Annotated in this window: 11 protein-coding genes; 4 read left to right on the plus strand and 7 right to left on the minus strand. The window is 54.4% G+C overall.

Annotated features, from left to right (window positions below; translation table 11 throughout):
- Positions 1-253: 253 nt before the first annotated feature.
- Both G5S47_RS03735 and G5S47_RS03740 read left to right on the plus strand, forming a co-directional pair.
- Positions 254-1,033 (plus strand): phosphatase PAP2 family protein, encoded by a 780-nt coding sequence (locus G5S47_RS03735; protein ID WP_006681018.1) that lies wholly within the window; start codon positions 254-256, stop codon positions 1,031-1,033.
- A gap of 36 nt (positions 1,034-1,069) precedes the next feature.
- Positions 1,070-2,578, plus strand: coding sequence for an Hsp70 family protein (locus G5S47_RS03740; RefSeq protein WP_219585828.1), 1,509 nt, complete (start codon positions 1,070-1,072; stop codon positions 2,576-2,578).
- Positions 2,579-2,661: 83 nt separating this feature from the next.
- Here the strand turns inward: G5S47_RS03740 and G5S47_RS03745 are convergent, their stop codons facing one another.
- From G5S47_RS03745 to pepN, 7 genes are all read right to left on the minus strand, one after another.
- Positions 2,662-3,216, minus strand: coding sequence for a MerR family transcriptional regulator (locus G5S47_RS03745; protein ID WP_006681020.1), 555 nt, complete (start codon positions 3,214-3,216; stop codon positions 2,662-2,664).
- Positions 3,217-3,346: 130 nt separating this feature from the next.
- A complete protein-coding gene (ftsR, locus tag G5S47_RS03750) occupies positions 3,347-4,102 on the minus strand; it encodes a transcriptional regulator FtsR (RefSeq protein WP_006681021.1) in 756 nt (251 codons plus the stop codon).
- Positions 4,099-4,530, minus strand: a complete 432-nt coding sequence (locus G5S47_RS03755) for an FHA domain-containing protein (protein ID WP_040318538.1) — start codon at positions 4,528-4,530, stop codon at positions 4,099-4,101. The genes ftsR and G5S47_RS03755 overlap by 4 nt, the downstream gene beginning before the upstream one ends.
- 65 nt (positions 4,531-4,595) lie before the next feature.
- Positions 4,596-5,417, minus strand: coding sequence for a DUF881 domain-containing protein (locus G5S47_RS03760; RefSeq protein ID WP_006681023.1), 822 nt, complete (start codon positions 5,415-5,417; stop codon positions 4,596-4,598).
- A gap of 5 nt (positions 5,418-5,422) precedes the next feature.
- Positions 5,423-5,755 (minus strand): small basic family protein, encoded by a 333-nt coding sequence (locus G5S47_RS03765; protein WP_006681024.1) that lies wholly within the window; start codon positions 5,753-5,755, stop codon positions 5,423-5,425.
- 2 nt (positions 5,756-5,757) lie between these two features.
- On the minus strand, positions 5,758-6,594 hold the full coding sequence (locus G5S47_RS03770; RefSeq protein ID WP_006681025.1) for a DUF881 domain-containing protein: 837 nt from the start codon (positions 6,592-6,594) through the stop codon (positions 5,758-5,760).
- 2 nt (positions 6,595-6,596) lie between these two features.
- Positions 6,597-9,152, minus strand: coding sequence for an aminopeptidase N (gene pepN, locus G5S47_RS03775; RefSeq protein ID WP_219585829.1), 2,556 nt, complete (start codon positions 9,150-9,152; stop codon positions 6,597-6,599).
- An 80-nt stretch (positions 9,153-9,232) separates the two neighbouring features.
- On the opposite strand from pepN, the gene G5S47_RS03780 reads away from it, so the two are divergent.
- Both G5S47_RS03780 and der read left to right on the plus strand, forming a co-directional pair.
- Positions 9,233-10,810 (plus strand): UDP-N-acetylmuramoyl-L-alanyl-D-glutamate--2,6-diaminopimelate ligase, encoded by a 1,578-nt coding sequence (locus tag G5S47_RS03780; RefSeq protein WP_006681027.1) that lies wholly within the window; start codon positions 9,233-9,235, stop codon positions 10,808-10,810.
- A gap of 71 nt (positions 10,811-10,881) precedes the next feature.
- Entirely contained in the window at positions 10,882-12,360 is a 1,479-nt protein-coding gene (gene der / locus G5S47_RS03785; protein ID WP_219585830.1) for a ribosome biogenesis GTPase Der, read from the plus strand.
- Positions 12,361-12,402 lie beyond the last annotated feature (42 nt).

Raw genomic sequence — 12,402 nt, forward strand, 5'->3', positions numbered from 1 at the left:
TTAAGGTCATTGAAGCTAGCACTCTATTTTAGCGGAGATATCAGCATTTGCATTACTAGCGGATCTCTCGCACACGAAGCTAAAGCCGATAATGTACATTATGTCAGAATTGTTGGGGTTTTGATCCATCTTCAATTCCATGCACTCCTCTCACAAATGGTTGCCAACACCACGATGAATCCACCGTGCAACCGGAAGAAAAGTAGACAACGATAGGTAAGGACATCTATGGAATGCGAAAGGAAGGGATGACATGAGTGTTGCACTGAAAACCGATCAGCGGACCGCCGTTTCTGGCGCTTCAGCGAATGTCCGAAAACCCCTCCCTGAAATTGCTCTTGTCGGAACCTGTGCTCTGCTCTATTCGCTGATGTGCGCCATTGCGCCCGTTACGCGAGTTGCTGCAGTTCGGCATGCACGTCAGATTCTGCGCCTCGAAAACTATCTCGGGATCAACGTCGAACTCGCGCTCAACACATGGCTCTCCCACCACCCGTGGCTCGCCAATGTTTCAGCGGTTTTCTATTCCGTTTCATTCTTTGCCGTGACATTCACAGCCTTGGCCATCGTGTGGGTGAAACGCCCAGACCGCTACGATTTCGTTCGCAACTCACTCTTCGTGATGACTGGTGGCGCAATGATCACCTATTGGGTGTATCCCCTGGCTCCTCCGCGATTCTTTCCCTCACTGGGGTACGTCGATGCCGTAGCTACCCAATCAACGCTTGGCTCTGGATACTCGACTGCCTTTTCTTATTTGGCGAACTCGTATGCTGCGATGCCATCCATGCACACGGGCTGGGCTGTATGGAGTGCCATTGTTCTAGGTACATTTGTCTTTAAGAGCTGGCGAGCCCGAGCAATTCTTGCCCTGCATCCCCTCTACACAATCTGGGTAATCCTTGCGACCGCCAATCACTACGTGCTGGACGCAGTGGGTGGCATTGTGTTCTGCTTACTTGGTTTCCTTCTGGCCAACCTCATCATTACTCGAGTATCACAGCGTCAATCACTTGAAGCCCGAGGTGTCTGAGCGGGGGCATTCGGCCTAGCCGATACTCTTGAACCTATGAAGTTCGGAGTAGATTTTGGCACCACCCGCACAACCGTTGCCCTCGTTGATCGAGGCAACTATCCCCTGATCTCATTCATCTCACCCGATGGCGACGCCTTTGACCACGTCCCTTCGGTTGTTGCTCTGGATGACAAAGGCTTGCTCTTTGGCTTTGAAGCTCACGAAGCAGCTCTCGGAGGCAGCGAACACATCCGATCTTTCAAGCGCCTTCTATCCGACCCTGACGTCACACCTCGGACAACTCTTCGCCTCGGAAACCGCGACTTCCTGATCATCGATGTTCTTACTCGCTTCCTGGAGTACGTCGCAGGTATGGTGCGAGAGAACTCATCCGCCGTTATCGAAGGCGATGAACCGCTTGAAGCGGTCATCGGTATCCCCGCGCACGCCTGGTCTGCTCAGCGTTTCATGACCCTTGAAGCATTTAAAGCAGCCGGTTGGCACGTCATCGAAATGATGAACGAGCCCTCAGCTGCAGGTTTTGAATACACCCACCGCCATGCTTCCAGCTTGAACGCAAAACGCACTCGGGTCCTCGTTTACGACTTGGGCGGTGGCACCTTCGATGCTTCTCTTGTCGAAGCGGTCGGGCGCGACCACGCTGTCCTCGATTCCGCCGGCGATAATCTACTGGGCGGAGACGACTTCGACATGGTGCTGGCACAGGTTGCACTTCGCAACGCCAACGTGATGCCCGCTTCTCTGAGTGATATGGAGTGGCAAGCGCTGATCGAAGAATGCCGCGTTGTTAAAGAATCGCTGAACCCCAACAGTCGCAACGTTGTCGTCACCGTTGGTGACACTCCGATCTCGTTTTCCGTCAAGGACTACTACGAGGCTGCAACTCCGCTTGTTGAACACACACTGGAGGTCTTAAATTCACTCCTTTCCCCCACAGAAAACGGTGGCGAACGCGTGATTCCAGAGGACGTTGCCGGTCTTTATGTTGTTGGTGGCGCTTCTGAATTCCCACTAGTCTCGAGGGTGCTCCGTCGTCGATTTGGTCGTCGCGTCCATCGTTCGACTCACAACGCCGGCTCGACGGCTATCGGCCTTGCCATTGCGGCCGATGAACAGGCCGGATACACCGTGTCAGAACGTCTTGCGCGCGGGCTTGGCGTCTTCCGTGAATACGATTCGGGCGCATCCCTCTCCTTCGACCCGTTACTTACCCCCGATGATCGATGGACACCGGGCGAAGACACCCTTGTTGTTCGGCGTTACATGGCTGCCCACAACGTTGGCTACTACCGCTTTGTTGAGTATCGCAGCGTGGACGAGCAGGGCGTTCCGCGTGGTCAGGTAAGCCCAGCCGGCGAAATCATCATGCCGTTTGATCCTGTGCTACAGGGTGAAGACGTTGACCTGAAACATGTTTCGGTTGAGCGCACTGACATCGGGCACCTTATCGAGGAACGCTACCGAGTAGATGAGAACGGAATCGTTGACGTTGAAATTGTTGACACTGAAACCGGTTACACGCGGTCTGCGCACCTGGGCTGAGCGACAAGCGATCAACGAAAAGAGGGGCGGTGATGAATAATCACTGCCCCCTGACATAGGCGATGACCTATGAAAGCAAAGCTTTAGGAAATCGAACGGAGCTTACGCTTGCGAAGTTCTGCCAGTTCATCAACGTGGTCGCTCAAATGCTCAATAGGAAGCTCAGCAAGAGAGCCTTCAACCTCGCGCCACACGCGACCAACGGCAATGCCGAAAACGCCCTGACCACCCTGAAGAAGGTCAATCACCTCATCCGTCGACGTGCATTCGTAGACTGACGCGCCGTCACTCATCAACGTGATGGATGCGAGGTCGTCCACTCCCCTGTTCTGGAGTTGCGAAACTGCTTGACGAACCTGCTGAAGAGAAACGCCGGTATCCAGAAGCTTCTTGACGATCTTCAAAACAAGAATGTCTTTGAACGAGTACAGGCGCTGCGAACCTGAACCTCGTGCGGCACGAACGGAAGGCTGAAGGAGACCGGTGCGAGCCCAGTAGTCGAGCTGGCGGTAGGTGATGCCAGCAGCTGCACATGCGACGGGACCACGGTATCCGAGGCCTTCACCGTCAATGCCTTCAAGGGGATCACCGAAGAGCATCGCTTGGCGCGATTCGGCCTCGTATGGTTCGGCGCTCACTAGGACTCCTGCAATAATGAAAGACGTATCAGTTGATGGTGATACCACGCTATGCGTTATTGAACGCAAGGTCAATGACACGACCGGCGAGCCTCAAGTTCAAGTTGAACTTGAGGGTTGAGATCCCCTCTTAGAGAATCTGACCAACAGAGATTCGCAAGAACTCTCTGTGCAGGTCAGCAATGATTTCGGCAGATTCAGTCACCTTCGCGTTCAAACGTTCATTGTCAGATGAACGTCCACGCGAACGAGTAGATTGAACAGTTTGATCAATCACGTCAGAACAACGATCCGCACTGAGTTTCACTGCGCGCAACAGACGAATATCGAATCCTTGGGATTCAAGAGTGGCAACGTGTCGCACAATCTGCAACGAGCGCACTGGGAAATAGCCCGCAATATCAGGGGCAATCAATCCCGCAGAAGAATAACGTTCCAGCGTTGAGATATCGACGCCGGCCAGATCGGTCAGTTCCCTAGCCGACAGATAGGGAGAAGACGGCGTGACGCTAACGCCCTCAGAAGAAACGATACGAGGCCGCCTGACTGCTTCAACCTGATGACCCGCATCAAGGGCGCGCAGGTGCTCACCGATTACTCGAAGAGGAGTAAAAGAGTCGCGCTGTTGTGTCAGAACATAACGCATACGTTCCACATCGGTCTGCGAGTACTTGCGATAGCCCGACTTCGTACGCGCAGGAGTGACCAACCCCTGGTCATCGAGGTAGCGAACCTTCGACACGGAGATAGCAGGAAACTCTTTCTTGAGTTCCTCGACGACCCTACCGATCGAAAGAACCGGGTCCCTGGATGCATCGTGTGGCCACGGCCCCGTAATACTCGTGTGTTCAGCCTCAGAGCTGAACTGTGCAGCCTGAGAACTCATGCTTGCAAGGGCGAAGGCTGGTATGTCAGGCGATACTTTCCAATCTGGACCTCGTCGCCAGCGTTTAAACGAATGGAGTCAACGCGCTCCCGATTCACATACGTGCCGTTCAACGAACCGGAATCACGCACAATATGACCGCCGTCTTCAGCCTTGAACTGGCAATGCTTACGGGAAACGGTCACATCGTCTAAGAAAATATCGGATTTCGGGGAACGACCAGCATTCGTTACCTCACTGTCGAGAAGGAAACGAGCACCCGAGTTCGGGCCACGCTGAACGATCAGCAGAGCAGAACCAGCGGGAAGTGAATTCACCGCTTCCTGGTCGCGTGCAGACAACACAAGAGGAGCATCAACTTGCTCTTCAACCGGCGAAAGTCCAAAGATGGAAGTTGCGGTTGGATCGAAATCGTTAGTGGATTCCATGATCTCCCCCTGTGATAGACGCATTCATTACCCTCAATAGTCTAAAGGGTACAGGGCAAACGTACTTACTCGTCAGAAGATTTGGACTCTTCTGACGTATCAACCACGGCGTATTGAGGCTGAGGCACAGAAGACACAGAATCAATCGAAATGTGCCCAACCACTGAAACCGTCACATTCGCGTCCTTTGCGCGCATCTGGGCAGCCGAACCAGCTTGAATCTCTAGAGCAGTCGCGATCGTCTGACCCTCGCCGATCACATGCCAATCATACGGTTGCGACAAGACAACGCCATCGACCGCAATCATATTATTGTCAGACGTAAACGCGCTCCGGGTGGAAAGACGCACGCCGTTCAACTCGATTGCCTCAGCCCCGGCATTACGTAACTCCCCTAGCGTCATCACGAACTCGGTAGCCGTTAAACGATTCGCTTCATCACCGATGTGTATGAGCACCCCGGGTCCCTCGACAGGAACTCTGCCTGCATTGATCTGAGCGAGCTGATTAATCTTCCGAGCCGTCTGAGCCGCCGCTTCTTGCTCCGACTCGTTGGCTTCAATCTCGGCAACCTGCTGTTGCAAAGCAGAACGCTCCTGACGAAGGTTATTCTCCTGAGAATTCAGCTCAGAAAGCAACGCAACCAAGTCTTGTTCGCTCAAGGCTTCCAAGGGATCTTCCCGTTGAGCACGAACGGTTGTCACCAGCGCAAAACCAAGAATGAAACAGATCAGAACAAGGACAAGGTGAATCGTGCGCGGAACGGCAAAAAGAGCTTGAACAAACTGCGCGCGACCCGGCTTCATGTCCTTTTCAGCGGACGCAACCTCGTCCCTTCGAGAAGCTCCATGTCGCCCATGACGCGAATTCTTCGAATCTAAACTCATGGACTTTACGCCTTAAAAATCAGACGACGAATCGACGCTGTATTCGAAAAGATACGAATACCCAACACGACGATGACGGCCGTCGTAATCGCGGACCCCACCCCAAGCTGAGTTCCCAACCACACAAGCAAACAGGCAACAACGACATTCCAGAAGAACGACGTGATGAACACGCGATCATGGAACACCCCTTCAAGCCAAGCGCGTGTCGCGCCAAAGAGAGCGTCCAAGCCCGCGATTACCGCAACCGGCAAGAACGGCTGAAGCCAAACCGGAATCGTCGGATCAAGGAAAAGTCCCAAGATAATGCCAGCCGCTAGGCCAATAACAACAACCATGACTATTCTCCTTGGGAATTCGACGCTACCGCATACTGCGGAGTACGGACATTAAGCGCTGGCATTTGAATTTCGGCGGTGCCCGCAACCGAGATTTCAATGCCGTTCATTGACTTCGCAGTTGAAAGAAAATCACCTGTTGACCCGCGCACAAGACCAACGGACAGTGTGTTCGCATCTCCGATAGCTCTCACCTCGTACGGAGATTCAACGGGAGTGACGTTCACAAGAATTGCCGAACCAGCAGTACGAATAAACGTGCCTGGGCCAATTCGTAGGTCATTGATTGAAATTGCCTCGGCTCCCCCAGCCCAGAGGGCATTCACGATCACATTCAAGTCAATGTCGCGGACCTGACCTCGGGACCCTTGTGTCAGCGTTTTTGCTGATGACGAGTCCTTGACCGTGACCGTAATTCCCGGACCAACCACGGGTTCCATTGCATTCGTCAGTGCAACCGAAGGATCAACGAGGACCTGAGGAGCTGTCGACGACGCAGCTTGGTTGACGCGGGTGGACAACGATTGAACGTTGTCCTGAAGTGAAGCCACGACGCTTTGACTAGATTGTGCCTGATCGCGAAGGCTTTGAGTAATGTCAGCGTCCTGAGCGGTACGCAATGACATCACTGCGATTGTGAGCGTGAAGCCGAGCGCCAGCGTGAAAACAAAAGCGATCGGGCGATGCCACCAATGTTTGGGATGCTGAGTATCGTCATAGCTTTCGTACCCAACATCGAGCGGATTATTCAGCAACGAGGTCAGCAACGACATCGACGTAGCAGGATCATTGCCTTGCGCCGGCGAAGAAGACGTTGTGTGCGTGTTGTATTCTTGCACGCCTACATCCAGGTGCGTTGTACGTTAATTGCACGAGATGCGTAATCAACATGCTCAATGAGAAGACGTCTTAACGGCCATGCTGCATTCTCGTGTTCGCCGAGCCAACGATTCACCCGATCAATATGGTCCTCGACGCTTTCGGGGCTGTCGGCATAAACCGGGAGCGAAAGAAGGCCCTTGATGTAGCGAATCGACAGGGCAATCGAGTGCGTATTCCAGAAGTATTCAAGTGAGCCAAGACCGCGGTCAATGAAGCTTGAGCCTTGCCACGAGGATGCAGCAAATCCGTCGAGGATTGCGCTCAGTGTGTCGTTTGCGATCCCGTCAACGAAGAGTTTCGACCACGAGGCCTCACGTTCTTCTTCGTACGGCAGAGCTGCAATTGCGCGTTCTGATGCGGTCTTTGCTTCGCCTGTTGGGGAAGTGGCGAGCCATGCTTCAATACGATCGCGTCCGATCGAACCAGAAGCAGCAATGACAGTACGAGCTGTCCAAACGATCTCGCTGGTCAAAGTATTCGCATACGATTCCACGGTCTGACTAATCGCGGGATCATCGGTCATCGGATAGGTAAAGAACAGGGTCTTTAACCATGCGCGACCACGATCCGTGGCGTGCTCACGCGACAGACGTAGCGCAAGCCTTCCTACCGTTGTCGCAATCGCGGCACGCTGTTCCTTTGGCACGTAGGTGCCCAGGGTAATGCGACCGAGCTCCAACAAGCGATCCGCAAGTGTCTCGTCGACTTCGTTTTCTGCATGACGGAATGCTGCAAGAGCGAAGTCACTGGGGTTCAAGCGGCAGTCACGGACACCGTTGAACAGGGCACCCCACACGACGCATCGCGTCATCAGGTCGGGACATGCCGAAATGAAGGCAAGCGCATTGGATGCTGAGCGATCGTCGAGGTAGGTGACCGCATACGTCAGATCGCCGTCATTGACGACGAGTAGATCCATATCCGTAATACCGGCTGGTTGGCTAAGAAGCCCCGCGGGATCAACCTCTTGGGATCGACCTTCCATTGTCAGCTCAAAACGATGCGTCATCTGAAGCTGATCGCGTTTCATCGCCCACGTTGTGACATCGAAACGATGCGGGCGAGTCGTATCTGACTCAGACTCATCCGTGATCTGGAAATTGGTGACGCTACCAATACGGGAGATATCAAAGTGAGGAACGAGTTTCGAAGGACCGGAGGTAGTAAGCCACGTGGACACCCAGTGGGATAAGTCTTTGCCCGTTGCTTCCTGCAAACAGTCGACGAGGTCCTGGAATGAGGTCGATCCGAAAGCATGGCGTTGGAAGTAAATTCGCGTGGCTTCAAAGAAGGCTTCTTCGCCGACGGTTGCTACCAACTGGTTGAGTACCGAAGCGCCCTTGGCATAGGTGATGCCGTCAAAGTTGGTCTTGGCTGCGCCAACGTCGGGAATGTCAGCAATGATCGGGTGAGTTGTAGGCATGAGGTCTTGCTCGTAGGCCCAGATTTTGCGACCTGCAGCAAATGTGGCCCTCTCCCCCGTGTACACGGTTGCTCGGCTTGCTGCCAGGGCACCCTGATTCTCGGCGAATGACTCCTTCAACCAGAGGTCGTCCCACCATCGAGGTGTCACAAGATCCCCAAACCACATGTGGCACATTTCGTGAAGAATCGTGTTTGCTCGACGCTGACGCTGGGCGAAGGTCGGGGTGTCACGTGAGAGGTATGAGTCGTTAAAGGTCACGCATCCCGGATTCTCCATGGCTCCCAAGTTGTATTCGGGAACGAAGATCTGATCGTACTTGCCCCAAGGGTATGTGATGCCATAGTGCTGGTGGTAGAAGTCCAAGCCAGCGCGCGTAACGGAAAGAATGTCGTTGGAATCAATCGCTTGAGCCAAGCTTGAACGGCACATCAAGCGCAGTGGGACGTCAATCTTCTGACCGTCGTTTGCTCCCCCACTCCACGTACCTCCGTCAATGACAGCCCAGTCACCGGCAACGACGGCGGTGATGTAGCTGGACAACAGGCGCGTTCGAGCAAAGACATGTCGTGTGCCGTTTTCAATGGGTTCGGTATGTAGCTCTGCTCCGTTGGAGGCAACAACCCAGTGTTCCGGTGCATCGACGATGAATGACCACTCGGCTTTCAAATCTGGTTGGTCGAAGCATGGCCATGCGCGGTGAGCGTCTTGGGGTTCAAACTGCGTGTACAGGTAAACGCGTCCATCTTCTGGATCAATGTATCGATGCAGACCTTCACCGGAGTGTGAATACGGGCACCGCGCCTGAACCTCAACCGTGCACTCAGTATCGACGGGCAGGCCACTGAGGGCCAGACACTCGTCATTTTGCGTGATCTCTCGCGCCTCGCCATTCACACTGAGCCGGGTAACCTGGCCTGCGATGTCGACGAAGGTGGAATCCGCGTGGGAAGTCAGGGTGAAGGTGGACGTAACCACAAACTCGGTATTGTCTTGGCTATCCCCACCGCGCACATCAAGATTGACCTTCATCGTCGAAAGGTCGATTGCGTGTGAACGTTGACGGGCTTCATCGCGGGATAGGACGTGCATAACCGTAGTTTACGGCGCGTTCTTAAACACTTCGAGAAGCGATTGTAAGCGTTTCGCTATCCGGCGCTACAGTATGAGGCATGAGCTCAGTCGTAGATATTCGCCCCTCAGTTGTGCCACTTAGTGTTCCGATTGCGCTGGCCAACGTTGGTTCCTATTCAGTGTGCGACGCCTTGGGAAATCCTCTCAGGGATCCAAACGGGCTTACCATCACGGGCATTACCGTTTCCTCGAACGACTGCGAAGAAGGCTGGGCGTTCGTCGCTATTCCTGGGCTCACCCAGCACGGAGTTCGTTTTGCCCACGCGGCAGCCGAGGCTGGTGCAACCCTCCTTGTCACGGATAGCGAGGGAGCGAAGCGAGCAATCGATCAGAAAGTCGGACTGCCGATCGTTATTCTTAAGGATCCTCGTCGATGCGCAGCGACTATAGCCGCAACTCTCTACGGCCAGCCTGCGACAAAGTTGAAGACGATGGCCGTGACCGGCACAAACGGGAAGACCACTACGTCGTTCCTCATGCGTGCAGCTCTGGGCGTTGAGTTTCCGAATCCCTCCATCTGCGGAACCGTCGAAACACGCATCGGTAACCTACGTTTCCGTTCCGATCAGACTACGGCTGAATCCCCTGTCATCCAGCGCTTCCTTGCCCAAACACTGGAAGAAGGACTTGGCGCAGCGGTTATTGAAACAAGCTCTCACGCTCTGAGCTTCGAGCGCGTTGACGACATTGTGTTTGACGTTGTCGGCTTCACGAATTTGCAACACGATCACCTCGACTACTACGGCGACATGGAGAACTACTTCGTCGCGAAGAAGTCGCTGTTTACTCAAGAACACTCACGACGCGGTGTTGTATGCGTCGATGACGAGTGGGGCCAGCGTCTTGCCCGCGAAGCTGAAGTACCGGTGACAACCGTTGCCGCGCTGAGCTCGAACGAAGCCGAGTGGCACGTTGAAAATACTCACCCCGACCGTTCGATCGGTCGCACGGTCTTTACGTTGGTGGATCCGAATGGCGCAGGGCATGATGTTGCAATGCCGATTCTTGGTGAAGTGAACGTTCAGAACACTGCCGTCGCCATTGTTGCTGCCGTTCAGCTTGGCTATGACGTGGATGCAGTCATCGCCGCCATTGAAAAGGCGGAGCAGGTTCCAGGGCGCATGGAAATGATTAATCCCAAGCCTCATAATCAACCACTCGTCATCGTCGACTACGCCCATACTCCCGAGGCTCTTGAGTGGACTCTGCGCTCGACAGCTGAGCTGACGAATGGAAAGCTTCATATCGTATTCGGTACCGATGGAGACCGTGACGCATCAAAGCGTGAATACCTTGCCGAAATCGCGGCACGAGAAGCTGACGTCTTGTGGGTGACCGACGAAAATCCACGTACTGAAGACCCGCAGTCTATTCGCGACTATCTGTTGCGCGGTATTACTTCGGTACGTCCGGACATGCACGATGTAACAGAAATTAAGACGTGCCGTCGCGATGCAGTGCGCAAAGCAATCTTGGCAGCCCAGCCAGGTGACACGGTGATTATCACCGGCAAAGGCTCGGAGTGGTATCAAGATTTCGAAGGCATTAAACACGAGTACAACGATGTTCCCGTATCGCGCGAAGTGCTCTACTACGACGTTCGTTCGCACATCTAAGAACGTGTGAGATTGCGCGTGAGCGCAAGGCTGACACCGCTTATGGGTGTGATGCCACGTAAGATGAACGGGTGAATGACGAGAACCTGAATCAGGACCTAGCCGCCGAAGAAGAATCTGAGCTACGCGCTCAGCACATGCGAGCTTCTCTTGCTCAATTCGAGCTTGACGAGGACGATCTTGCACTGATCGACGGTGAAGCTTCTTTCGATGAGCGTAAAGAAGAACTCGCCGGTCTACCGGTTCTCGCCGTCGTTGGACGCCCGAACGTCGGCAAATCAACGCTGGTCAACCGCATTATTGGTCGTCGCGAAGCTGTCGTTCAGGACACTCCCGGTGTTACTCGCGACAGGGTCTCCTACCCCGCCGAATGGGCAGGTCGCGACTTCACAGTCGTCGACACCGGTGGTTGGGAAATCGACGTTAAAGGTCTAGACCGTTCGGTTGCTGAGCAGGCAGAAATTGCCGTTGGCCTTGCCGACGCCGTCGTTCTGGTTCTTGACGCAACCGTTGGCGTCACCGCTTCAGACGAACGCATCGTTACGATGCTTCGATCAAAAGGCAAGCCGGTGATTCTGGCAGCAAATAAGGTTGATTCTCCTCAACAAGAAGCCGACGCCGCTTACCTGTGGAGCCTCGGAATGGGTGAGCCCCACCCGATTTCTGCACTCCACGGCCGCGGTATCGGCGACTTGCTGGACACCATCATGGATGTTCTGCCCGATGAATCCGCCGTGGCAAGCGCACTGCCTCAGGGGGGGCCTCGTCGCATCGCACTTGTTGGACGCCCGAATGTCGGCAAATCTTCTCTGCTCAACGCGCTCGCGCAAGCCGAACGTGTTGTCGTCAACGAACTTGCTGGCACGACCCGCGATCCTGTCGACGAACTCATTGAGCTTGATGGGCGCCTCTGGTGGTTTGTTGACACCGCTGGTATTCGTCGCAAGATGCACCGTACGACCGGTGCTGATTACTACGCGTCGATTCGCACCCAGGCAGCAATTGAGAAGGCGGAAGTTGCTCTTGTCCTCTTCGATGGCTCCCAGCCACTGACAGAACAGGATATTCGCGTCGTTCAGCAGGTCGTTGATGCTGGTCGTGCACTGGTGATTGTCACGAACAAGTGGGATCTCGTTGACGAAGACCGCCAGAACGAACTGAAGAACGAAATCGAACGCGAACTTGTCCAGGTCCAGTGGGCTCCGCGAATCAACGTGTCCGCTCTGACCGCGTGGCATACGAACCGAATTACGCGTGCACTCGACACGGCTCTTGCCGGTTGGGAAACGCGTATCCCCACAGGTCAGCTGAACGCGTTCCTCGGCCAACTCGTTGCCGCCCACCCGCACCCGCTACGTGGCGGTAAGCAACCTCGTATTCTTTTTGGCACGCAGGTATCATCACGTCCCCCGCGTTTTGTCCTGTTTACAACGGGTTTCCTTGACCCGCAATATCGCCGTTTCATTGAACGCCGTTTGCGTGAGGAATTCGGCTTTGAAGGAACTCCGATTCAGATCGGTATGCGCGTTCGCGAACGCCGCCGCAAGTAACGGGCACTGAACCAACTCGTTTTACACGTCAACCCTGTGGAT

The organism is Schaalia turicensis, from assembly GCF_019380255.1.
Taxonomy (GTDB): Bacteria; Actinomycetota; Actinomycetes; order Actinomycetales; family Actinomycetaceae; genus Pauljensenia; species Pauljensenia turicensis_A.

Coding starts and splice junctions, on each gene's coding strand:
- G5S47_RS03760 (WP_006681023.1), bottom strand. CDS start 5,417: ATGAGTTTAGATTCGAAGAATTCGCGTCATGGGCGACATGGAGCTTCT.
- G5S47_RS03765 (WP_006681024.1), bottom strand. CDS start 5,755: ATGGTTGTTGTTATTGGCCTAGCGGCTGGCATTATCTTGGGACTTTTC.
- G5S47_RS03740 (WP_219585828.1), top strand. CDS start 1,070: ATGAAGTTCGGAGTAGATTTTGGCACCACCCGCACAACCGTTGCCCTC.
- G5S47_RS03780 (WP_006681027.1), top strand. CDS start 9,233: ATGAGCTCAGTCGTAGATATTCGCCCCTCAGTTGTGCCACTTAGTGTT.
- pepN (WP_219585829.1), bottom strand. CDS start 9,152: ATGCACGTCCTATCCCGCGATGAAGCCCGTCAACGTTCACACGCAATC.
- G5S47_RS03755 (WP_040318538.1), bottom strand. CDS start 4,530: ATGGAATCCACTAACGATTTCGATCCAACCGCAACTTCCATCTTTGGA.
- G5S47_RS03735 (WP_006681018.1), top strand. CDS start 254: ATGAGTGTTGCACTGAAAACCGATCAGCGGACCGCCGTTTCTGGCGCT.
- ftsR (WP_006681021.1), bottom strand. CDS start 4,102: ATGAGTTCTCAGGCTGCACAGTTCAGCTCTGAGGCTGAACACACGAGT.